The following is a 23,657-nucleotide window of genomic DNA, read 5'->3' as shown; positions in this document are numbered from 1 at the left end:
TATGCCGGGCCCAGCCGCGCCCGTTCTGAAGAATAAATATGAAACTATGTCTCTTTGTGACGTGAAGCGCGTGCTTGATCTAATGTGCAGATTTTTGCGGCAGGAAGACGCGTATTGCCCAAATTTCGCCCGTACCATCAACTCGCGTGATCAACGTCAAGATTATCCTTAAATATTATTTAATAATGTAATCATATTGTTGGTGAACGATTTTCAGTAGAAACCGTCCAGCTGCCATCGGAGGATCGCGCGTGAGTTTTCTTGATCGTGGTGCCAATGCTTTCGCGGTTCTTGCCGCGCTCTCCAAATCTCAAGCCATCATCGAATTTGATATGGCCGGAAAGATTCTCGCCGCCAACGAGAATTTCTGTCGTGCGCTCGGTTACGAGCTGGCGGAAATAGTCGGCAGACATCACAGCATGTTCGTTGAACCTGAAGTCGTGTCATCGCAGGACTACAAGGCCTTCTGGTCAAAGCTTTCGGCCGGCCAGTTCGATCAGCGGCAGTACAAGCGCATTGGCAAGGGTGGCAGGGAAGTCTGGATCGAGGCCTCCTATAATCCGGTGTATCGTCGCGGCAAGCCGGTGAAAGTGGTCAAGATCGCCACGGATATTACCGAGCGCAAGCTGAAGGCGGCGGAAGATGCGGGCAAGATCGACGCCCTGTCGCGGGCGCAGGCCATCATCGAGTTCTCTCCGAACGGCGAGGTCCTGACGGCCAACGAGAATTTTCTGGCGGCGCTCGGCTATTCGCTCGCCGAGGTGCAGGGAAGGCATCATTCGATGTTCTGCGAACCCGCCTACACGCAGTCCCCACAATATGCGCAATTCTGGAAAAGGCTTGCTGGCGGCGATCTGGTGGCGGATGAATTCATGCGGCTTGGCAAGGGCGGTCGCAAGGTTTTCATTCAGGCCTCCTATAATCCGATCTTCGATTTGTCCGGCAAGGTGTTCAAGGTCGTCAAATTTGCCACCGACGTGACCGGACGTGTTGAAAATGTCGAAAAGCTCGCGCAGTCCCTGACCAATCTGGCTGACGGTGATCTTTCGCAGAGCATCGACAAACCCTTTATCCCCTCGCTTGAAAGATTGCGGTCCGACTTCAACGCAGCCTCGAAAAAGCTCAAGAAGGCCATGACGCTGGTCTCTGAAAATGCCGGCGCCATTTCTTCGGGGTCGAATGAAATAAGATCCGCGGCCGACGATCTCGCCAGACGTACGGAACAGCAGGCTGCCTCTATCGAGGAGACGGCTGCAGCCCTCGAGGAAATCACCACCACCGTCAATGATTCAAGCCGCCGTGCGGAAGAGGCTGGAAAAATCGTTGGCCGTGCCCGCGACCATGCCGAACATTCAGGTCAGGTTGTGCGCGATGCGATCAGTGCCATGGACCAGATCGAAAAATCGTCGCGTGAGATTTCGAATATTATCGGCGTTATCGACGAGATTGCCTTTCAGACCAATCTGCTTGCGCTGAATGCAGGCGTGGAAGCTGCCCGCGCAGGCGAAGCAGGCAAGGGTTTTGCCGTGGTTGCGCAGGAAGTTCGCGAACTTGCGCAACGCTCGGCGACTGCCGCAAAGGAAATCAAGAGTTTGATCAACGCGTCTGGCACGCAGGTTGAAAACGGCGTTGGCCTTGTTACCAAAGCGGGCTCTGCCTTGCAGGAAATCGCGGAACAGGTGCGCGACATCAACACCAATGTCGTAGCGATCGTCGATGCCGCGCGCGAACAGTCGACCGCGCTCGCCGAGATAAATCAGGCGGTCAACACCGTTGACCAGGGAACGCAGCAGAATGCCGCGATGGTTGAGGAGCAGACGGCTGCCAGCCACAGCCTTGCACGGGAAGCGGCAGCGTTGTTTGAGCTTTTAGGGCAATTCCGGTTCGATGACGCATCGCACTCGACATCGTCGTCGCGGAGCGGCTTCGAGCAGCAGGCTACCTTTGCCACTCCGCGTCGCCCGGCATCCCGCCCGCTTGCGGTGCGCGGTTCCGCTGCAGTCGCCGTCGAACATGAGGATTGGCAGGACTTCTAAGCACACAAGATGGCCTTGCCGACGCGGAAATGCGACCTTTATTCTGGACGCATGGAAGCCTCGGCAAGGCCCAAACCGAAGCTTCCATTGAAGAAGAGCCGTAGGGCTGGGCATATCTTGCAGAATGCCTGATAATCGGCGTATCGGGCGTGGGATTTGCGGGGAGTTTTGCTTGGCGGGGATATCGACACGCTGCGTGAGTCTTGCTCTGTGGTTGCTGGCGCTTGCCAGTGGCACGACCGGGGCCGAGGAGAAGGCCGATGGCAAAGTCTCCTGCACCTACACCCATGATGTCGCGCCGGAATTGTGCATCCGTGTCGAAAGCTACAATAATGACCTGTGTCACGCCATCGAGGTTCTGGCCGGGCGCCACGCCGTTCCGCCGGATTATTTCGCCCGGCTCATCTGGCGGGAAAGCCTGTTCCGGGCCAATGCGGTCAGCCCGAAGGGCGCGGAAGGCATAGCACAGTTCATGCCTGGAACCGCAAAGCTGCGTGGTCTCAAAGACAGCTTCAACATAATCGCCGCACTCGAGGCCTCTTCCCGGTATCTGTCCGAGTTGAATACGCAGTTTGGCAATTTCGGTCTCGCCGCCGCAGCTTATAATGCGGGCGAGGCGGGATTGCGGAATTTTATCGCGACCGGTCGGCTGCCGACGGAAACCCGGGATTATGTGTTTGCGATAACGGGATATCCGGTTGAGAAATGGAAGGACAACCCGCCGGAAAAGGCGGCCCCGGCATTGGATGAGACCCGCTCTTTCATCGATGCCTGTCTGCGTCTGGCCGATACGCGAACGATGAACGATCCTGTCCTCATCTCGTCGGCCGACTGGGCGCCCTGGGGCGTGCAGCTTGCCGCGCATTATAATCCGGCGGTGGCGAACCGGCTTTTTACCCGCGCCATTGGCCAACTATCCGGGCCGCTTAATGCCGAGCGGGCTTTGATCGTGCGGCAGCGAGGCGGCAATTTCGGTTCGCGCCCGCGTTATGCCGCCCGCATCGGCCGCGATACACGCGCCCAGGCCAACGAGCTTTGCGGCGAAATCCGCCAGGCCGGCATTCCCTGCACCGTGTTCCGCAACAGATGAGAACACCTGTATGACCCTGTCGATCATAACAAGTTGATCAGCATCTGGGTCGCACCTCCTTTCAGAGCGAAATTATCGAGCCTAGATTGCAACGCTGACGACGGAACGTGTCGGCTGATGGTATTCTGTGAGGGAAGAAAACTGAAAATGAGATGGCTTGAAACGGGATGTCTGGTCGGCGTGCTGGCCGCTATTTCTGGGTGCGCCACGACCGGGCAGACGGACGCATCGCAAACGGTGGCGAGCCTCGTGGGCCAGCCCCTGGATGCGGCTATCGCCAGACTCGGCCGCCCTAACAAGGTGATCATCGACAAGGGTGCGACGGAATCCTATTGGCTGAAGGTGGATGTTGAGACCTATGCCGGCCTCTCCAACAAGCGGGAAATCCGCACCTTGAACGGGCAGGTGCGGATATCGGAAACGGAAGGCATGAAGATCAAGGAGCATCGCCGCGACTGCATCATCAAGATCACCGCGGATCCCGCTTCCACCATCAAGACCAGCGAAATCATCGGCAATCCGGCCAATTGCGAGAACATTATCAATCGCCCAAACACCTGAGGCGGTCGCATTCGAGACTGTTACATCGCTTCGAACGACCGAACCACCGTAAGAGGTGGATTGTGGGCGATCTCCTAATATGCGACCATCCGTGCCGGAGGATGCGTGCATGGTATCGACGCTGTCGCATATACGGGAGATCGAACGTGTCGGCATGGGCGCGGTCAGCCCGCGTGATACGCCGGTCATCCAGTCCTGGCTGCGCTGCCTCAATGACTACAAGCTCGACCCAACGATTGCGCAGGAAGCCTATATCGTGCCCGAGCTGAAGCTTCGGGAGCATCGCGAGCAGGCCGAGGAGCTCATCCGTATCGGCCGCTCCGGTCTCGAAGCCCTGTTCAACCAGATTGCCGAGCAGAATTACGTCCTGCTGCTGTCGGATGCGCGCGGCGTTACCGTCGATTTCATGGGCGACCCGACCTTCGACAACCAGTTGCGGCGGGCGGGGCTTTACCTTGGCTCGGAATGGTCGGAAAACCGGGCCGGCACCTGCGCTGTTGGCGCCTGCCTCGTTTCCGGCGAGCCGGTGATCATCCATCAGGATGACCATTTCGATACCAGCCATATCGGGCTGACCTGCACTGCGGCGCCCGTCTTCGATACGCTCGGCGATCTCACCGCCGTGCTCGACATTTCCCAGCTGCGCTCGCCGACGGCCAAGGCCAGCCAGCAACTGGCGCTGCATCTCGTTGCCTCCACCGCGCGGCGCATCGAGCTTGCCAATCTCATGACCCGCACCCGCAATGACTGGGTGTTGCGTCTTGCACGTTCACCTGAGTTTCTTGACGTCGATCCCGATGCGGCGATCGCCCTTGATGGCAGCGGACGTATCACCGGCATGACCCATGGTGGCTTCGGGGCGCTGGCGCGCTCCATGAACATGCACGGCCTTGGCACCCGCGATTTTCTCGGCCAGCCGATTTCCTCGGTCTTCGATATCGATGTGGACGACCTGCCGCGCTTTATGCGCGGGCGGCCGAATGGCGAGCGGCTTTTGCGCGCCCGCAACGGTCTGGTGCTTTTTGCCAGCGCGATCGCGCCCGCCGTCAGCATTCGCGCTCCTGTCACGCCAGAGCCACGCTTGCCGCGAGCGCTGAGGGACATGAGCAACGGCGATCCGGCGATGGAAAAGGTGCAGGCGCGGGCAGCAAAGCTTGCCGCCCGCGATATTCCCATCCTCATTCAGGGTGAGACGGGCAGCGGCAAGGAATATCTGGCACGGGCGATCCATGACAGCTGCAACAGCGACGGCAATTTCGTCGCCGTCAATTGTGCGGCAATCCCGGAGCATCTGATCGAATCCGAATTGTTCGGCTATACGCCCGGTGCCTTCACCGGCGCCAGCCAGAAGGGCAAGCGCGGTCTCATCGAGGAGGCAAGTGGCGGCACTTTGTTCCTGGATGAGATTGGCGACATGCCGCTTTCCCTTCAAAGCCGCCTGCTGCGCGTGCTTTCGGAAAACGAGGTGCAGCCGGTTGGCGCATTGAAAGCCAAGCCGGTGCGTCTGAGAGTACTGTCCGCATCGCACCGCGATCTTGCCGAACTGGTGAAGGAAGGCCGTTTCCGGCAGGACCTCTATTATCGCCTGAACGCCGCAACCGTGACGCTGCCGGCGCTGCGGGAGCGCGAGGATCTCGGCTGGCTGATCGATCAGTTTCTCCGCCGCATCGAGAAGGAAAACGGCGAGACCTACAGGATCGATAAGGCGGCACGGGCAATTCTGCTTAACCATGACTGGCCGGGCAATCTGCGCGAACTCTTCAATGCACTGCGGGTTGCAGCCGCGCTTTCCGATGGCGGCAAGATCGATCCGGGTTGCCTGCCTGAACACCTCTTTGCCGAAGTCTCCACCGATGATGCTTTGCGCGATGACGACGATCTGCGCCGGGCGCTGAAGGACTGCGGCAACAACGTCTCGGCGCTGGCGAGAAGCCTCGGCGTCAACCGCTCCACCATTCACCGCCGTCTCAAACGCCTGAATTGACTGCGTCCGAACCGGTGCGACCATTGCAACACCTGTTGCACGGAACCTGTTGCATTCTGCCGGCGAGCCTCAGAGCTGAATTTGTAACCAATTGAAAATACGTCAAGATATGGCGCAAGCCATTCTGGCATGCCGCTTGCTGATCCTTCTGTGCAAGAACTACAGGAGGAAATGCAATGAAAGCACTGCGCTTTCACGCCGCCAAGGACCTACGCATCGAGGATGTGGATATGCCACCCGAGCCCGGTCCGGGTGAGGTGCTCGTCGAAAACAAGTTCTGCGGCATCTGCGGCACGGACCTGCACGAATATGCCTATGGCCCGATCTTCGTGCCGAAGGAGCCGCATCCTTTCACCGGCGCGCACGGGCCGCAAATTCTCGGTCATGAATTCGGCGGTGTCGTAAAGGCCGTAGGCGAGGGCGTTAGCCATGTAAAGCCCGGCGACCGGGTATCGATCCAGCCGCTCATCATGCCGCGTCATGGCGACTATTATGCTGATCGCGGTCTTTATCACCTGAGTAAAAATCTCGCTCTCGCCGGTCTGTCCTGGCATTCCGGCGGCATGGCGCAGGCCGCTCTTCTCAACGACTATAACGTCCAGCCGATACCCGATGCGCTTTCCGATCAGGAAGCGGCCCTCATCGAGCCGACGGCAGTCGCGGTTTATGCCTGCGACCGTGGCGGTGTCACGGCCGGCAGCAGCGTGCTTGTGACCGGTGCCGGGCCGATCGGCATTCTCGTCGCCATGGCGGCCAGGGCGGCCGGTGCCTCGCAGATATTTCTTTCCGATCTCAACGACACGCGTCTGGCGCTGGCGCGGGCGGCGCTTGGCGAGGTGCGCACGATCAATCCCAAGACGGAAAAGGTGGGCGATGTCATCCGCGCCGAGACCGAAGGCAATGTTGGCTGCGATGTCGCCATCGAATGCGTCGGCAATGAATATGCGCTGAAGAACTGCGCCGACGCCGTGCGCAAGCAGGGCGTTGTGGTGCAGACCGGCCTCCACCCCGGCGAAAACCCGCTGAACTGGTTCGACGTGACTTTCAAGGACATCGATATCCGCGGCTCCTGGGCCTATCCGACTCACTACTGGCCGCGTGTTGCCCGGCTGATTGCCAGCGGCCAGATCCCGGCGAGCCGGATCGTTACCAAAAACGTCTCACTCAGCGAGGCGGTCACGGAAGGGTTCGACCAGCTGCTCGACCCGGCCGGCAAGCATCTGAAGATCCTGATCGACCTGTCGCGATAGGCCGATTTGAAGTGCGGGGCGGTTGAGGAGCCGTCCCGTTTCCACATTGAGCAGGAGGAGGAATACATGCTCGACAAGACCCCCACCACCCGCCTTCAGGCGCTTCTCGATACGTTCGGGGCAGCACTCGAAGCTGGCCGCATCGATGATGCCGTTAATCTGTTTGCCGAGGATTGCTACTGGCGCGACCTCGTTGCCTTTACCTGGAACATCAAGACCGTTGAAGGTCGCGATCAGGTGCGCGACATGCTGCAGGCGCAGCTTTCGACGGCCAGACCCACAAACTGGCGCATCGCTACCGGCGAGGAGGCGACGGAGGCGGATGGTGTGCTTGAAAGCTGGATCACCTTCGAGACGGCGACAGGGCGCGGCTACGGCCTCGTGCGCTTCAGGAACGGGCAGATATGGACGCTGCTGACGGCGCTTTCCGAACTGAAGGGCCATGAGGAAAAATCGGGCTTCACCCGGCCGCTCGGCGCAAGGCACGGCCAGAACCTTGGTGCCAAAACCTGGATGGAGGAGCGCGAGGAGGAAGCGCGCACGCTCGGTTATGACAAGCAGCCCTATACCGTCATCATCGGCGGTGGACAGGGCGGCATCGCGCTCGGCGCCCGGTTGCGCCAACTCGGCGTGCCGACGATCATACTCGAAAAGAACGAGCGGCCGGGTGACAGCTGGCGCAAGCGCTACAAGTCGCTCTGCCTGCATGACCCGGTCTGGTACGACCATCTGCCTTACATCGATTTTCCGAAGAACTGGCCGGTCTTTGCCCCCAAAGACAAGATCGGTGACTGGCTCGAATTCTACACCAAGGTGATGGAACTGAACTACTGGACCCGCTCCACTGCCAAATCCGCCAAGTGGGACGAGGCGGCGAAGGAATGGTCGATCGTCGTCGATCGCGATGGCGAGGAAGTCGTGCTCCGGCCAAAGCAACTGGTCTTTGCCACCGGCATGTCCGGCAAGGCTAATATTCCGGATTTCAAGGGGCGCGAGCGCTTCAACGGCGATCAGCACCATTCCTCGCAGCATCCGGGGCCGGATGGGTACAAGGGCAAGAAGGTCGCCGTGATCGGTTCCAACAATTCGGCCCATGATATCTGCGCCGCACTCCACGAAGCGGGTGTCGATGTGACCATGATCCAGCGCTCGACGACCCATATCGTCAAATCCGATACGCTGATGGATATAGGGCTCGGTGCGCTCTATTCCGAACAGGCGTTGGCGAATGGGGTGACGACGGCAAAGGCCGATCTCATCTTCGCGTCGCTGCCCTACCGGATCATGCATGAGTTCCAGATCCCGCTTTACGACAAGATGAGGGAGCGCGACGCCGATTTTTACGCCGCACTGGAAAAAGCCGGGTTCCAGCTAGACTGGGGTGCGGATGGCTCGGGCCTCTTCATGAAGTACCTGCGGCGCGGCTCCGGTTATTATATTGATATCGGCGCCTCGCAGCTGATCATCGATGGCAAGGTGAAGCTTGCCGCCGGTCAGGTGGACGAGATCACCGAAAACTCGATCAAACTCTCTGACGGCAAGGAGATTCCTGCTGACGTCATTGTCTATGCGACGGGATATGGTTCGATGAATGGCTGGGTCGCTGATCTCATCGATCAGGAAACGGCAGACAGGGTCGGCAAGGTCTGGGGTCTCGGTTCGGATACGCCGAAAGACCCGGGGCCGTGGGAAGGCGAGCAGCGCAACATGTGGAAGCCGACGCAGCAGGAGGCGCTGTGGTTCCACGGCGGCAACCTGCACCAGTCGCGGCATTATTCGCAATATCTCGCCTTGCAGTTGAAAGCGCGCATGGAGGGGCTTCCTACACCTGTCTATGCATTGCAAGCGGTTCACCACACACGCTGACCACGGGTATTTCGATCGATAACGGTAATGCAGAAAGGGGGCGGAACATTCCGCCCCCTTTCTGAATCCGATGCAGGCAATGCCAAACGGACGCCGCCCGGTTTCTGTGGATCACGGCAACCGCTGTTGTTAGTGTGAGCCTCTGCGCATATGTTGGAAAACTCAATATCGATTTCCGGCCAAAGCGGACAGAATAACAATGACCTCCCAGTTGGATTTTTTCGCTTCCGCGACTGCGCGGCTTCCTCAGGCTGAGCGCGGGCGAAAAGCGGATGGTCGTGAAACGACGCTGAAATCGGTTCATGACGATGAGGCTCTGGCCGCACATCTCGAATCCACAGGCAATTACCGCGTCCTGCGCAAGTTGCAGCCGCGCGCGATCTGCGAGCAGCCCCGACCGGGGTTTCCACGTCAGGGCGTGATCCTCGACACCGAGACCACGGGCCTCAACCACCGAACCGATGAGATCATCGAAATCGGCGCCATTACCTTCACATTCGACGATCAGGGCACGATTGGGGATGTCACCGGGGTCTATGGCGGTCTGCGACAGCCGGGCACTTCCATCCCGGAAGAAATCACGCGCCTGACGGGTATCACCGATGAAATGGTTGCCGGACAGACGATAGACATCGACCGGCTGACCTCCCTTGTTGACGGTGCTGATCTGATCATTGCCCACAATGCCGGCTTCGATCGTCCGTTTTGCGAGGCCTTCTCGCCGATCTTCCGCAATAAGGCCTGGGCCTGCTCCGTTTCTGAGATTGACTGGAGTGGTCGGGGTTTTGAGGGCAGCAAGCTCGCCTACCTCATCGGGCAATCCGGCTATTTCCATGACGGCCACCGAGCAGTCGACGATTGTTTCGCTCTGCTGGAGGTGCTGGAACAGGTACGCGCCGGCCAAAGCGGGACGCCCTTCATGGAACTCCATGAAGCCAGCCAGCACTCCCGGGTTCGCATTTACGCGGAGAACAGCCCGTTCGACATGAAGGATCATCTGAAAAAGCGGGGCAATCGCTGGTCTGATGGTTCCGATGGCCGGCCCAAATCCTGGTGGGTGGAACTGGCGGAGGAAAAGCTCGAGGAAGAGCTGCATTTCCTCCGAACCGAAATTTACCGCTGGGACGCCGATCCCACGGTCAAGTATCTGACGGCATTCGACCGGTTCAAAGCCGGATAGAAAGAAACCGCGACGGCCGTACCGTCAAGTTTGCACAGCTCTGCGTTTTTTTTGATGTTTGTCGATTTTCTTGCTCAAAATTTGAGCGGGTAGGCGCGAGCTTTTTCGCTGCATTTTGATTTTAAAACAATATCCGTTCTGGCACGGGCCTTGCTTTCAGTCTTGTATGCAAGATTTACATACCAAGCAGGACCGTCAGATAAACATCGAAGAAGCCATCGTTTCCGGCATTCTTTCGGCGCGCATCCGGCCGGGCACGCGGCTCAGCGAAAATCAGCTGGCTGGACTCTTCTCCGTTTCACGTACGCGGGTACGGGAGGCGATGATGCGGCTGGAAACACGTGGCATCGTCCATGTCAGCGCGCGGCGAGGGTGGTTCGTCGTCGAGCCCTCCGCCGAGGAGGCGATGACCATCTATGAGGCGCGGCGGATTATCGAATCCGGATTGCTTCGCAGCATGCGGATGCTGTCGGAGGAGGGGCGCAAGGTCCTCGTCGCGCATCTTGAGGAAGAGAAAGTCGCAATAGCCGCAGGTGACCGCCAGCGCCTTACCTGCCTCATGGGCGATTTTCATATCCGCATCGCCGAGCTTTGCGGCAATGCCGTGCTCATCGAGCTGCTACGCGATCTGACCGCCCGGACAATTCTGATCTCCATGCTCTACCAGTCGGAGTTTCATGCCCTCCAGTCCCATGAGGGGCATTGCCGTATCTTCGACGCGATGGCTGCGGGCGATTTCGTGAGGGCGGCGGAGCTTTCCATCGAGCATCTGGACGAGGTGGAAACCGGCCTCGACCTCACACGACGCCCCGATCCTCTCGCCGGCCTTCGCCGGTCGCTCGCCCTACCGGAAATGAATGGCGGCGATCCGGATAAAATTCACATGCAACACAATCAACACAAGGAGAATGACATATGATCTTCAGACGGACCCTCATCGCTGCCGCCGCCATGGCTGCCGCCTTTGGTCTTTCCGCGCCCGCCAAGGCGGATGCCCTTGCCGACATCACCGCACGCGGCACGCTGCGTGTGGCCGTACCGCAGGATTTCCCGCCCTTCGGCAGCGTTGCTGCTGATATGACCCCGCAGGGCTATGACATCGACATGGCCAAGATGATCGCCGACAAGCTGGGCGTGAAGGTGGAACTCGTCCCGGTCACCAGTGCCAACCGTGTTCCCTATCTCCAGACCAACAAGGTCGATCTCGTTATCTCCAGCCTCGGCAAGAATGCAGATCGTGAAAAAGTTATTGATTTCTCTGATGCTTACGCGCCTTTCTTCAACGGCGTTTTCGGCCCGGCCGACGTCGCGATCTCCAAGGCCGAAGACCTTAAGGGCAAGACCATCGCCGTCACGCGCGGTGCCGTCGAGGACCTGGAACTGACGAAGGTCGCGCCTTCGGACGCCACCATCAAGCGTTACGAGGACAATAACGGCACCATCTCGGCCTTCCTTTCGGGCCAGGTGGAAGTTGTTGCGACCGGCAACGTGGTTGCAGCCGCCATCCTCGCCAAGAACCCGCCGAAGCGTCCGGAATTGAAGTTCCTCATCAAGAACTCTCCCTGCTACATCGGCCTCAACAAGAACGAGCCGGCCTTACTGGAAAAGGTCAACGCCACCGTAGCTGCGGCCAAGGCCGACGGCTCGCTGAATGCGATCGCCACCAAGTGGCTTGGCCAGGATCTGCCGAAAGACCTTTGATCATCGTTTGCCATGGTCATCCCGGATCCGCCGGGATGACGCCTTTCTCCACCGGCGCAAGGGGACTGTTTCTTGAGCTATCAATTTGATTTCCTGTGGCTTGGCGAATATTGGCCGCAAATTGCCAAAGGCATCGCCATTACCAGCCAACTCACGCTGGTCGGCGGCGTGGTCGGCGTTTCACTTGGCATCGCCTGCGCCTGGGCCCGGGCGCTCGGACCTTCATGGTTGAAGCCCATAGTCGGCACCTATGTGGAGCTCATCCGCAATACGCCTTTTCTGATCCAGTTGTTTTTCATCTTCTTTGGCCTGCCTTCACTTGGTTTCAAGCTTACAGAGCTGACCGCGGCCAATCTGGCGATGATCGTCAATCTGGGCGCCTATAGTTGCGAGATCATCCGTGCCGGTATTCAGGCGACGCCGAAGGGCCAGTTCGAGGCGGGCGCGAGCCTTGCCATGACGCGCTTCGAAACGTTTCGCCATGTGGTGCTTACACCTTCGCTGCAACGCATCTGGCCGGCGCTTTCCTCGCAAGTGGTGATCGTCATGCTCGGCTCGGCCGTCGTTTCGCAGATTGCGGTGGAAGACCTGACCTTTGCGGCGAACTTCATCCAGTCGCGCACGTTCCGCGCCTTCGAAGCCTACATCCTGTCAACTGTCATCTACCTGCTGCTCGCCATCCTGTTGCGGCAGGGCATGCTGGCGCTCGGCAGCTTTCTTTTCCCGAGGAGGGCGGCACGATGACTGAATTCACCTTTTGGGACATTCTGCGCAACCTGCTGCTCTCCACCCGCTGGACGCTGTTGCTATCGCTCGTTTCCTTCATCGGCGGCGGTATGGTGGGCATCGTGCTTCTGTGGTTGCGCATCAGCCCGCGCCGGGCTTTGAACCGTGCTGCCCGCATCTATATCGAAGTCTTTCAGGGCACCCCGCTGCTGATGCAGCTTTTCATCGCTTTTTTCGGCCTCGGTCTCCTCGGGGTCGATGTTCCGGCCTGGCTTGCGGCTGGCGTGGCGCTTATCCTCTGGACCGCTGCCTTCCTTGCGGAAATCTGGCGCGGCTGCGTTGAGGCGATTGCGAAGGGCCAGTGGGAGGCGTCCGCCAGCCTTGCCATGGGCCGCCTGCAACAGATGCGTTACGTCATCCTGCCGCAGGCGCTGAAGATCGCCATTCCGCCAACGGTCGGTTTTTCCGTGCAGGTCGTCAAGGGCACAGCACTCACCTCCATCATCGGTTTCGTTGAACTGTCCAAGGCCGGCACGATCGTCACCAATGCCACCTTCCAGCCCTTCACCGTCTATGGGCTGGTTGCTCTCATCTATTTCGCCCTCTGCTGGCCGCTGTCGAAATCCAGCCAGTTCCTAGAAAGGAAGCTCAATGTCGCTCATCGAAATCACTGAAGTCCACAAGAGCTTTGGCGACAATGAGGTGCTGAAGGGCATAAATCTGGATGTCGAACCCGGCGAGGTGATCGCCATCATCGGCAAAAGCGGCTCTGGAAAATCGACGCTGCTTCGCTGCATCAACGGACTGGAGACGATCAGCGCCGGCTCGATCCAGGTGGCGGGTGCGCAGTTGCTGGACGATGAGCTGCATCTGAAGGCATTGCGGCTGAAGGTCGGCATGATCTTCCAGCAATTCAACCTCTTTCCGCATCTGACGGCCGGCGGCAATGTCATGCTTTCGCAGATGGTGGTGAAAAAGGTCACCAAGCCGGAGGCCGAGGTGACGGCGCGCAGGATGCTGGAGCGTGTCGGGCTGGCGCACAAGTTCGATGCCTATCCGGATGAACTGTCCGGAGGCCAGCAGCAGCGCGTGGCGATTGCCCGCGCCCTTGCCATGCAGCCTATCGCCCTTCTCTGTGACGAGATTACCTCGGCGCTCGACCCCGAACTCGTGTCTGAGGTGCTAGCCGTCGTGCGCGAACTGGCAAAGGAAGGCATGACCCTGTTGATGGTGACGCATGAAATGAAGTTTGCCCGCGACGTCTGCTCGCGCGTCGTCTTCATGCATCAGGGCCGCGTGCACGAGATCGGCCCGCCGGAAGATGTTTTTGCCAATCCCCAGACGCCGGAACTCAAGCAGTTCCTTGGCATGATCTAAGCACAGTACCGACGCACGCGACCGGAGCGGTGCGTGCGTCGGCAGTAGCCTTTGTGTTGTGTTTGCCGGGAAAATGTCCGCCATTCCAGTGGTGTCAGCCAGTTCGTTTCGATGGCACTCTTTTCCCGATTTCATGTTTCGCTGTCGGTCGCTCAGATCGCATACAATTTCCGCACCAAATCGAAAACAATCGATGTAAATTTGAGCAGGCCGGTGACGGGACCGGTGGGCACATCGAAATTCCCTTTTTATATCAATGGCAAAGCCGATTGGCACGGCTCCTGCATGACAAAGACGTCGCAGGAGAGTGTTCATGAGCAAAGCCGCAGCAATCGACATCGCTTCCGTTTCCAAGATTTATGGCAACACCACCGCGGTGCATGCCATAAGCCTCAAGATACCGGCAGGAAGTTACTGCTGCCTGCTCGGTCCTTCGGGCTGCGGCAAGACCTCGACACTGCGAATGATCGCCGGCCACGAAAGCATTTCAAGCGGCGATGTCAGGCTTGGTAATGTGGTCGTCACCGATCTGCCGCCCGCCAAACGCGGCACGGCAATGATGTTCCAGTCCTATGCGCTGTTTCCGCATCTCGATCTCGTCGACAACGTTGCCTTCAGCCTCAAGATGAAGGGGGTGGACAAGGAAGCGCGCCGCGCCAAGGCGCTGGAGATGCTGCGGCTGATGCAGCTCGAACCCTATGCCACCCGGCGCCCGGCCCAGCTTTCCGGCGGGCAGCAGCAGCGCGTGGCGTTGGCTCGCGCGCTTATCACCGACCCCGAGGCGTTGCTGCTGGATGAGCCGCTTTCGGCACTCGATCCTTTCCTCAAGATCCGTATGCGGGCCGAGCTGAAGAAGCTGCAAACCTCGCTCGGCATCACCTTTGTTCACGTCACACACAGTCAGGAAGAGGCAATGGCGCTGGCCGACGTCATCGTCGTCATGAATGATGGCCGCATCGAGCAGGCAGCGACGCCGCGCGAGCTGTTTGAGCGCCCGGCCACCGCTTTCGTCGCCCGCTTCATGGGCGATCACAATGTCATTTCCGGCCGGTTCAAGGAAAAGAACGGCGATCTCGTCACGCTGGAGGTTGCAGGCGGCGGAACCTTCACGGCAGGCGGCGTTGCCCCGGATGACGGCGCGGTCGATATCGCCGTTCGTACCGACCGTGTGCGCGTCGGCGAGGCGGATCAACCCGGTTTCGGTTTTACCGGTATCGTCTCGAATGTCGAATATCGCGGTGCAAGCGTGAAGATCGCCGTGACCGGCGCGGGCATTGAGGATTTCAACGCCATCCTCAGCGACGTCGCCTTCTTCGAAAAGCCGGTGAAGACCGGCGACGCCATACCGCTTTCATGGAATGCGGCCGATGCCATCGTGCTCGGCCGGGTAGAGAAGTGACCCCAAAAATAACCAGAGGAGAACTTTGAAATGACCGACAACTCCAACAGCAACAAGGGCCTGTCCCGCCGCGGCCTTCTAAAGGCAGGTGCCGCCGCAACAGGCGCGGCCATCGGCTCCGGCCTTGTCACCGGTTTCCCGACCATATGGGCGCAGAACCCGATCACGATCCGCCAGTTCGGCACGGGTGTTTCGAACCTCAATGCGATTGCCGAAAAGTGCAAGGCTGATCTCGGTATCACACTGGAGATGACGGCGACGGATTCGGATGCGGCCGCGCAGCGCGCCGTGACCCAGCCGAACTCCTACGATATCGCCGATATCGAATACTGGATCCTGAAGAAGGTCTACCCGGCGGGTGTCATTCAGCCGATGGAAATCAAGAAGCTGAAATATTACGACAAGATCGTTCCGCTGTTTAAAAACGGCAAGCTGACGCCCGATAGCGTTGTGGCCCAGGGTACCGCCCCGCACACGGTCGGTTTCGTCGAAAAGCCCGGCGACAAGAAGTTTGCGAAAAGCGAAACCGATTATTTCACCATGGTTCCGACCATCTACAATGCCGATACGCTCGGCATTCGCCCCGATCTCGTCGGCCGCGATATCACCAGCTGGGCCGATATCATGGACCCCAAGTTCAAGGGCAAGGCCTCTATCCTCAACATCCCCTCCATCGGCATCATGGATGCGGCGATGATCATGGAAGCCATGGGCAACATCAAATATGCCGACAAGGGCAACATGACGAAGGAGGAGATCGACAAGACCATCGACTTCCTCATCAAGGCCAAGAAGGACGGCCAGTTCCGTGCCTTCTGGAAGAGCTTCGATGAAAGCGTCAACCTCATGGCGTCGGGTGAAGTCGTGATCCAGTCCATGTGGTCGCCCGCCGTCGCCGCCGTTCGCTCCAAGGGCATCGCCTGCAAATACCAGCCGCTCAAGGAAGGTTATCGCTCGTGGGGCGGCGGCCTTGGCCTTGCCAAGCACCTCTCCGGCGCAAAGCTGGATGCGGCTTACGAGTATATCAACTGGTACACCTCCGGCTGGGTTGGCGCCTACCTCAACCGTCAGGGCTATTACTCCGCCGCCATGGATACGGCCAAGGAACATATGTCGGCCGACGAGTGGGGTTACTGGGTCGAAGGCAAGCCCGCGCAGGGCGATATCATCGCGCCTGATGGCAAGGTCATGGAAAAGGCCGGTGCAGTGCGCGACGGCGGTTCGTTCCAGGAGCGCATGGGCAAGGTCGCCTGCTGGAACTCCGTCATGGACGAGGACCGCTACATGGTTCGTCGCTGGAACGAGTTCATCGCGGCCTGATCTTCTCGCCTTTCACAGACATGAGGCCGCGCCGACGCGGCCTCTCTTTCACAGGCAGCCAGCAGGAGAAAAGCCTTGGTGACAGTCAGATTCATCGGCGTGAGCGAAAAAAAGGACAAGCCGTCCCGCAGCTTCGCCCTGCCGCAGAAGCTTGTGTCCTATATTCAGGCCACACCGCTTTTCCTGATCCTCGGCTTTTTCCTGCTTTTACCGATCGTCATGATCGCCGTCGTCAGTTTCTGGGATTATGATTTTGCCCAGATGTATCCGGGTTTCGTGACCTTCAACTATACCGAGACGCTTGGTTCCTGGGTCACGTGGCAAACCTATATCAACACGCTGAAATTCGCCGCCATCGTCTGGGCGATCACGCTGTTCTGCGGTTTTTGGGTCGCTTATTTCCTCGCTTTTCATATCCGCACCACCACCATGCAGATGGTTCTGTTCCTCGTCTGCACCGTGCCTTTCCTGACGTCGAACATCATCCGCATGATTTCCTGGATTCCCGTTCTCGGGCGCAACGGGCTGGTCAACAGCGCGCTGGTCAGCGCCGGCATCGTACCTGCGCCAATCGAATGGCTGCTCTATTCGGATTTTGCCGTGGTGCTGGCCATGGTGCATCTTTATACGCTGTTCATGGTCACACCCATCTTCAACACGCTGATGCGCATCGATAAATCGCTGATCGAAGCGGCGCGCGATGCCGGGGCGACTGGCTGGCAGACCCTCTGGAACGTTATCATTCCGCTTGCCAAACCCGGCATGGCGATCGGCAGCATCTTTGTCGTGACGCTTGTCATGGCCGATTTCTCCACGGTTCAGGTGATGTCCGGCGGGCAGAGCGCATCGGTGGCACTGATGATGAAGAACCAGATGTCGCTGCTGCAATATCCCGCGGCGGCCGCAAATGCCGTCATCCTGCTCATCCTCGTTCTTCTGATGGTCGCGGGCATCCTGCGCATCGTCGATATCCGCAAGGAGCTGTGACCCATGCATTCGGAAAAACGCGGACGTGAATTCTATGTCCTCGCCTTCTTTTTTCTGCTCTTCGTGCTGTTCCTCTACGGCCCGCTGTCGGCAATCCTCATCCTGGCCTTTCAGGGGCCGAATGGCGGACTGACCTTTCCACTCAACGGCGTTTCGCTGCACTGGTTCGGCAATCTTTTCGAACAGCAGGCGGTCGGCGATTTTGGCGGCTCGTTCCGCCGTTCCTTCGGGCTTGGCGTCATGGTCATGGTCGTCACGGTGCTCGTCTCGCTTTTGGCGGGTCTCGCTTTCCGTCGCAAATTCATCGGCGCGACGCCGCTATTCTATCTTTCCGTCGCAAGCCTCGTGGTGCCATCGATCATCATATCACTCGGTATCGGCGTTCTTTTCCAACAGCTTGGGCTGGAACCTTCATGGTATACATCAGCATTTGGCGCGCATCTGACCTGGACGCTGCCATTCGGCGTGCTCATCATGCTGGCGGTTTTCAACCGCTTTTCTCCATCCTATGAAGAAGCCGCCCGCGATCTCGGGGCATCCGCCTGGCAGACCTTTGCCCATGTGGTGCTGCCGATGATTGCACCGAGCCTGATAGGCGTCGGCCTGTTCGGCTTTACGCTTTCCTATGACGAATTTGCCCGTACGCTGATGACGTCAGGCACCTACAACACCCTGCCGCTGGAAATCTACGGCATGACCACCAACGTCACGACGCCAGTGCTTTACGCGCTCGGAGCCGTCACGACCCTTTTCTCCTTCCTGGTTATTGCGGCCACGCTTGGCCTGATCGTCACTCTGAACCGTCGCCATTCGCGTTGATGAAAAAACAGAACATGCGCATCCTCGTCATTAATCCGAATACGACGCAATCCATGACAGCGACGATCGCCGACGCGGCGACGCGGGCGGCGAGTTGCGATACGGAAATCCTGGCAGTGACCTCTTCCATGGGGCCTGTCTCCATCGAAGGATATTACGATGAGGTTTTCGCGGTACCCGGCCTGCTGCTCGAGCTTGCCAAGGCGCCGACGCTTGGTGCCAGGGCAGCCGTCATCGCCTGTTTCGACGACACCGGACTCGATGCGGCCCGCGCGCTCGCCGACATACCCGTAATTGGGATTTGCGAAGCGGCGGTTTCAGCCACGGCATTCATCGCGCAGAGGTTTACGATCGTTACGACGATGGAGCGTTCGCGGCTGCCGCTCGAACATCTCGTTCACCGTTATGGCATGTCTGCCCGCTGCAATGTGCGTGCCGCCGATATTCCCGTCCTGTCGCTGGAAGATCCGGCATCAAATGCCAGGGACAGGCTGCGGGAAGAGATTTCACTGGCCCTGCGTCAAGATCGCGCCGAAGCGATCGTGCTTGGCTGTGCAGGTATGGCGGATCTGACCGCCGAGCTGCGCAGCGAATTCGGCGTGCCTGTTATCGATGGAGTCGCTGCGGCGGTGAAACAGGCGGAATCGCTGGTATCGATGGGGCTTTCGACCGCCAAGCGCGGCGCCTATGCCACGCCACTCGCCAAGCCCTATCGCGGATTGCTTGAAGCGTTCGGGCCGGACAGGCTTTCCGGGGTGTCTGTGGACGGTTGAAACAGCCGTTCCAATGTGTTCGGGCGGTGACGCGGTCTGCCGTAAAATGCACGCGAATATTTCCCAGAAATCGGCGACGGATTTTGCGCGGGTCTGCGTTAAAGTGGCAAGGTGCGGGACATCCTCACTGAAGCCGCCGTCATTCCGCATGGATTTCGCCCGTGTCCGACAGGACAGTACGGAGACAAAGCCCGATACATGGTAAGCGATCCGGATGCAGATTTGGTGGCGGATGTCGCTGCGGGAGATGTCCGAGCGATGCAGGCTCTGGTGACGGCCAAACTGCCGAGGATCATGGCGCTTGCCACGCGTATGCTGGGTGATCCGGCAGAGGCGGAAGACATCGCGCAGGAGACCTTCCTGCGCATATGGAAACATGCAGGCACGTGGCGGCAGGGGCGTGCGAAATTCGACACATGGATCCACCGGGTGGCGCTGAACCTCTGTTACGACCGGTTGCGAAAGCGCCGGGAAATATCGGTTGCTGAGCCGCCCGAACAGATTGACGGCAGTGTGCTGCCCGATGCCGCCCTGCCATATGATGGTGACGAGAGCGGTGCCGTGGCGCGCGCCTTGCAGGCCATACCCGCGCGACAAAGGGAGGCGATCGTTCTGGTCTACTATCAGGAGATGTCGAACCGCGAGGCGGCTGACGTCATGCATGTCAGTGTGGACGCACTGGAAAGCCTTCTGGCGCGTGGCCGCCGGGCACTCCATGCGATTTTGAATGAGGGCGACCAATGAACGGGGCGAAGGAGACGCTCATGGATAACAAGGTTTTTTCCGATCTTGTGGCGGCCTATGGTGCCGATCCACAACGCTGGCCGGAAGACCGGCGGCTGGAGGCCATGGCTTATGCGGAGACGGCAGATGGCAGGCGCCTGATTGCGCAGGCGGCACCTCTCGATTTTACGCTGTCGGCATATCGTCTTCGCGACCCTTCGGCCATGCTCAACGCGAAGATCATGGCGCAGGCAAAGGCGCAGACCACCAGACGCAGATGGATCGTCCGGTACGGGCTGGGTGCGGGCATGATCGGCATGAGCCTTGCGGGCGCGCTGACGGGAGCGGTTGCCGTCATCAACCTCACGCCACCGCCCGCCCTGACATTGGGCGATACGTTGACCGCGTTCGGAAACCTGCAAACCGAAAACGAAATGACCGAGGAGACGAAATGAGCGATCAGAATTTCCGCTGGATAGTCGTTGTCCTTCTCGTGGCGAATACATTTCTTGTCTGCGCGCTTGCCGGCGCAGGGTTCGTTTATCTGCGGAACGACCCGGCCGCTGCCGCTGCCCGCATGCCGCTTGCGGGCGAACAATTGCCAAAGACCGAAAGGGAGGCCTTCCGGCGCAGCCTTAGCGATGCACGCAGGACCATGCGGGAAACCTCCGCCGAGGCGCGCCAGGCGCGTATCGAGGCGGCGTCCCTGATGGGGGCAGAAACGCTTGACCCGGAGGCATTGTCCGCAGCGCTTGAGCGTGCCCGCAAGGAGGAATATGAGGTCCGCGCCGCAACCGAGATGCAGGCCGTGGAGTTCGCCCGCACATTGTCGCTAGAGGCGCGGCGCCGGCTGGCGGAAGGCTTGCTTGCCCGTGAGGCGCCGAAACCGGCCACGAAATAATCACATTTCAACAGCGACGGATTTTGGCCCTGGCGCCCGTTGAATGGTCGATAACGAAACGGAGTTCGTATCGGCCATGTCAAATTCCAGGGAATTGGATGCAGCACTCTGTCTGTGGCGTTTCGGCCTCGGCGCGCGTGAAGGCGATATCCAGGCGATCAAAGACGACCCGCGCGATCTGTTGCGGCTGGAAATTACCGAACGCGCCACACCAATTCCTGTCGGCGCACAGCTTCATTCCAGCGCCGATCTTCTGATATCGCTGATGGCGTATAACAAGGAGATCAAGGCCGAGCGTGAAAAACCTGCTGTCCTTGCCGTCGCGGCCACCACCGGCGCCGCGGGTGCGACCGCAGGGGCCATGAGCCCACCATCGCCGGCAATGGCAATTGCCGCAAACGCTATGGACAATGCGGGCATGGTGCCGCCTGCCAGTGCTTCACAGGACAAGAAGCCGGACGTGCCCGCCACCAAGCGCCCCTATTTTCCCCAGCAGATACTGCTTGCGGAGGCGGACGCCCGCTTCAACGGCACGATACGCCAGCCGCTGATCGGTTTTGGCGAGCGGTTGGCAATGTTCTGGGCCAACCACTTCGCGGTTGCCACCGGCAAGGGCGGTGATGTGCACATTCTCGCCGGCGCTTTCGAGCGTGAGGCGATCCGTCCGCATGTCTTCGGCAATTTCGAGGATATGCTGGTCGCAGTCGAGACCCATCCCGCCATGCTGTATTTTCTCGACAATCAGCAATCGATCGGACCGAATTCGCAGGCCAACAGGAATGGCAAGCGCGGGCTCAACGAAAACCTCGCGCGCGAAATCATGGAACTGCATACGCTCGGGGTGGATGGCGGCTATAGTCAGGCTGATGTTACAGCACTTGCCCGCATCATCACCGGCTGGAGCGTCTATCGCGACGAGAAGCGTCCGGGTCCGCTTGGCCGATTTTCCTTCAACGCCAACAACCATGAACCCGGCGACCATGCCGTGATGGGCATCACCTATGGTGAAGCGGGGGTAGAGCAGGGGCGGCGGGCGCTGCGAGATCTCGCGCATCATCCGGCGACGGCCAGCCATCTCGCTTACAAGCTGGTACGGCATTTCGTCAGCGACCATCCACCACCGGAACTGGTGGCGAAACTTGCTGCCGCCTACACCAAGAGCCACGGCGATCTTTCCGCCACCTATATGGCGCTTATCGAGGCTGAACAGTCGTGGAGCCCGACCCTGACCAAGCTCAGACCCCCGTTAGATTTCGTGACGACCGTCATCAGGGCGAGTGGAATAGTGCCAAAACCCGAGCAGGTAATTTCCGTGCTCAACGCATTGGGTCAGCCGCTGTGGAACCCCTCCGGCCCGAACGGTTTTGCCGATGTCACCGATAGCTGGGGTTCTTCCGAGGGGCTGGCGACGCGTATCGATGCCGCCAGTCTGTTCGCCCATCAGGTTGCGGGTTCAACCGATCCGCGCGACTTCGTCGCAGACCGGCTGGGGCCGCTTTTGTCCGAGGAGACGAAAAAGGCCGTGCAGCGGGCTGAGAGCAAACCGCAGGGACTGACGATTGCTTTCCTTTCCCCCGAATTCCAGAGGCGTTGACCATGCTGTGTGAACATCTTTCCCCAACCCGCCGCGCTCTTCTTGGCACAGGCGGCGCGCTTTTTGCCTGGGCCTTCATGCCGCGCTTTGCTTTTGCTGCCGGCGGGCGCGACCCACGTTTCGTCACCATCATCCTGCGCGGCGCGCTCGACGGGCTGACCGCCGTGCCGCCCGTCGGCGACCCCGACTATGAGGCGCTAAGGCAACAGATCGCCATGCGCACTGAAGGCGACAATCCATCCCTCGCGCTGGATGGTTTCTTTGCGCTCCATCCATCCCTTCGCAATTTCCAGCGGCTGTACCGGAAGGGCGAGGCAGCGGTGGTCCACGCCAGCGCCACCGGTTATCGTGACCGTTCGCATTTTGATGGCCAGGATGTGCTGGAATCTGGTTTTCCGACCCCCGGCCATGTCGAGACGGGTTGGCTGAACCGTCTGCTCGAACAGTTGCCGGCGGGTGAAACCATCAATCCAGCTGCGGCCGGGCAGCGGGTGAGCGGCCTTGCCATTGGCGCCAGCGCTCCGCTTGTCATTCGCGGCAAGGCACCGATATTGGGATGGGCGCCATCCGTTCTCAAACCCGCCGATGGCGATCTCGCTCCGCGCCTTGCCGATCTCTACGGCCAGACGGACCCGATGCTGGCGGCATTGCTTGCCGAGGGCATCGAAACCGGCAGGATCGCCTCCGGCGTCGATATCAAGGCGCGCGGTGGTCCGGGTGATCCTGTTGGCATGGAGCAGATGGCGCGGGGTGCCGCACGGCTGATTGCGCACCCAGAAGGGCCGCGCGTTGCGGCGCTGGCTTTCGAGGGTTGGGACACCCATGCCCATGAGGTCGAGCGTCTTTCAAAATTGTTGAGCGGGCTGGACAATGCGCTTGCCGCCTTCGAGCAGGAGCTGGGGCCGGTCTGGAAGGATACGGCCATATTGGTCGCCACGGAATTTGGCCGTACCGCCCGTATCAACGGTACGGAAGGAACTGACCACGGAACGGCAACAACGGCCTTTCTCGCCGGCGGCAGCATCCGTGGCGGGCGTGTCATCGCCGATTGGCCCGGCCTCAAGCTCGCGCAGTTGCGAGATGGGCGGGACCTTGCGCCCACGACGGATATTCGCGCGATCATCAAGGGTCTCGCGGTCGATCATCTCGGCGCAAGCGCTGCCATGCTCGACAAGGCGGTCTTTCCCGGTTCGGAGGCCATCCGGCCCATGAAGGGACTGATCGTCTGAGGCTCGAAAAGGCGTGAAACGAAGATATGGCGCGCGTCGAACGATCCCTTTCATCGAGGACGCGCTCCAGCCTCTTCATATCCCTGTCATAATAGTGTCTGATATCGATATCGTTTTTGATACGGACATTGTGTAGACGAA

Annotated in this window: 22 protein-coding genes; all 22 read left to right on the top strand. The window is 59.5% G+C overall.

Features of this window, described 5'->3' with window-relative positions:
• The first annotated feature begins 251 nt into the window (after nucleotides 1-251).
• On the top strand, nucleotides 252-2,036 hold the full coding sequence (locus AC1DCP_RS17405; protein WP_003517811.1) for a methyl-accepting chemotaxis protein: 1,785 nt from the start codon (nucleotides 252-254) through the stop codon (nucleotides 2,034-2,036).
• A gap of 196 nt (nucleotides 2,037-2,232) precedes the next feature.
• Nucleotides 2,233-3,126 (top strand): lytic transglycosylase domain-containing protein, encoded by an 894-nt coding sequence (locus tag AC1DCP_RS17400; protein WP_003517809.1) that lies wholly within the window; start codon nucleotides 2,233-2,235, stop codon nucleotides 3,124-3,126.
• A 147-nt stretch (nucleotides 3,127-3,273) separates the two neighbouring features.
• Nucleotides 3,274-3,687 (top strand): hypothetical protein, encoded by a 414-nt coding sequence (locus AC1DCP_RS17395; RefSeq protein WP_019566437.1) that lies wholly within the window; start codon nucleotides 3,274-3,276, stop codon nucleotides 3,685-3,687.
• Between the two features lie 109 nt (nucleotides 3,688-3,796).
• On the top strand, nucleotides 3,797-5,671 hold the full coding sequence (locus AC1DCP_RS17390) for a sigma-54-dependent Fis family transcriptional regulator (protein WP_476774500.1): 1,875 nt from the start codon (nucleotides 3,797-3,799) through the stop codon (nucleotides 5,669-5,671).
• A gap of 176 nt (nucleotides 5,672-5,847) precedes the next feature.
• Nucleotides 5,848-6,921: a 2,3-butanediol dehydrogenase gene (locus AC1DCP_RS17385; RefSeq protein ID WP_035199305.1), complete on the top strand. Its 1,074-nt coding sequence runs from the start codon at nucleotides 5,848-5,850 to the stop codon at nucleotides 6,919-6,921.
• A 66-nt stretch (nucleotides 6,922-6,987) separates the two neighbouring features.
• A complete protein-coding gene (locus AC1DCP_RS17380) occupies nucleotides 6,988-8,787 on the top strand; it encodes an NAD(P)/FAD-dependent oxidoreductase (RefSeq protein WP_173997389.1) in 1,800 nt (599 codons plus the stop codon).
• 199 nt (nucleotides 8,788-8,986) lie between these two features.
• Nucleotides 8,987-9,967, top strand: a complete 981-nt coding sequence (locus tag AC1DCP_RS17375; protein ID WP_476774499.1) for a 3'-5' exonuclease — start codon at nucleotides 8,987-8,989, stop codon at nucleotides 9,965-9,967.
• A 166-nt stretch (nucleotides 9,968-10,133) separates the two neighbouring features.
• Nucleotides 10,134-10,886: a GntR family transcriptional regulator gene (locus AC1DCP_RS17370; protein ID WP_003517798.1), complete on the top strand. Its 753-nt coding sequence runs from the start codon at nucleotides 10,134-10,136 to the stop codon at nucleotides 10,884-10,886.
• Complete coding sequence (locus AC1DCP_RS17365; RefSeq protein ID WP_060642688.1) at nucleotides 10,883-11,668, top strand: transporter substrate-binding domain-containing protein; 786 nt, start codon at nucleotides 10,883-10,885, stop codon at nucleotides 11,666-11,668. Before AC1DCP_RS17370 ends, AC1DCP_RS17365 begins: the two co-directional genes overlap by 4 nt.
• Nucleotides 11,669-11,740: 72 nt before the next feature.
• Nucleotides 11,741-12,412 carry an amino acid ABC transporter permease gene (locus AC1DCP_RS17360; RefSeq protein ID WP_003517793.1) on the top strand — a complete coding sequence of 224 codons (672 nt, stop codon included), beginning with the start codon at nucleotides 11,741-11,743 and terminating at the stop codon, nucleotides 12,410-12,412.
• Nucleotides 12,409-13,068: an amino acid ABC transporter permease gene (locus tag AC1DCP_RS17355; RefSeq protein ID WP_019566432.1), complete on the top strand. Its 660-nt coding sequence runs from the start codon at nucleotides 12,409-12,411 to the stop codon at nucleotides 13,066-13,068. The genes AC1DCP_RS17360 and AC1DCP_RS17355 overlap by 4 nt, the downstream gene beginning before the upstream one ends.
• Nucleotides 13,046-13,771: an amino acid ABC transporter ATP-binding protein gene (locus AC1DCP_RS17350; protein WP_019566431.1), complete on the top strand. Its 726-nt coding sequence runs from the start codon at nucleotides 13,046-13,048 to the stop codon at nucleotides 13,769-13,771. Before AC1DCP_RS17355 ends, AC1DCP_RS17350 begins: the two co-directional genes overlap by 23 nt.
• A 313-nt stretch (nucleotides 13,772-14,084) precedes the next feature.
• The gene (locus AC1DCP_RS17345) at nucleotides 14,085-15,170 is read left to right on the top strand and encodes an ABC transporter ATP-binding protein (protein WP_019566430.1); all 1,086 of its coding nucleotides are present in this window, start codon (nucleotides 14,085-14,087) and stop codon (nucleotides 15,168-15,170) included.
• Between the two features lie 30 nt (nucleotides 15,171-15,200).
• A complete protein-coding gene (locus AC1DCP_RS17340; RefSeq protein WP_003517786.1) occupies nucleotides 15,201-16,490 on the top strand; it encodes an ABC transporter substrate-binding protein in 1,290 nt (429 codons plus the stop codon).
• A gap of 75 nt (nucleotides 16,491-16,565) precedes the next feature.
• Entirely contained in the window at nucleotides 16,566-17,477 is a 912-nt protein-coding gene (locus tag AC1DCP_RS17335; protein ID WP_019566429.1) for an ABC transporter permease, read from the top strand.
• A gap of 3 nt (nucleotides 17,478-17,480) precedes the next feature.
• On the top strand, nucleotides 17,481-18,296 hold the full coding sequence (locus AC1DCP_RS17330) for an ABC transporter permease (RefSeq protein ID WP_003517782.1): 816 nt from the start codon (nucleotides 17,481-17,483) through the stop codon (nucleotides 18,294-18,296).
• Between the two features lie 14 nt (nucleotides 18,297-18,310).
• Nucleotides 18,311-19,069 (top strand): aspartate/glutamate racemase family protein, encoded by a 759-nt coding sequence (locus tag AC1DCP_RS17325; protein ID WP_112673882.1) that lies wholly within the window; start codon nucleotides 18,311-18,313, stop codon nucleotides 19,067-19,069.
• Between the two features lie 198 nt (nucleotides 19,070-19,267).
• On the top strand, nucleotides 19,268-19,813 hold the full coding sequence (locus AC1DCP_RS17320; protein ID WP_019566427.1) for an RNA polymerase sigma factor: 546 nt from the start codon (nucleotides 19,268-19,270) through the stop codon (nucleotides 19,811-19,813).
• Nucleotides 19,814-19,833: 20 nt separating this feature from the next.
• Nucleotides 19,834-20,247 (top strand): hypothetical protein, encoded by a 414-nt coding sequence (locus AC1DCP_RS17315; RefSeq protein WP_476774498.1) that lies wholly within the window; start codon nucleotides 19,834-19,836, stop codon nucleotides 20,245-20,247.
• Entirely contained in the window at nucleotides 20,244-20,693 is a 450-nt protein-coding gene (locus tag AC1DCP_RS17310) for a periplasmic heavy metal sensor (RefSeq protein WP_476774497.1), read from the top strand. The genes AC1DCP_RS17315 and AC1DCP_RS17310 overlap by 4 nt, the downstream gene beginning before the upstream one ends.
• Before the next feature lie 76 nt (nucleotides 20,694-20,769).
• Nucleotides 20,770-22,287: a DUF1800 domain-containing protein gene (locus tag AC1DCP_RS17305; RefSeq protein WP_244517184.1), complete on the top strand. Its 1,518-nt coding sequence runs from the start codon at nucleotides 20,770-20,772 to the stop codon at nucleotides 22,285-22,287.
• Between the two features lie 2 nt (nucleotides 22,288-22,289).
• Complete coding sequence (locus tag AC1DCP_RS17300) at nucleotides 22,290-23,516, top strand: DUF1501 domain-containing protein (RefSeq protein WP_112673884.1); 1,227 nt, start codon at nucleotides 22,290-22,292, stop codon at nucleotides 23,514-23,516.
• Nucleotides 23,517-23,657 lie beyond the last annotated feature (141 nt).

It is taken from the genome of Agrobacterium sp. 10T429 (assembly GCF_056393925.1).
The sequence above is the reverse complement of the archived record's forward strand: the minus strand, read 5'-3'. Positions and strand labels throughout refer to the sequence as shown.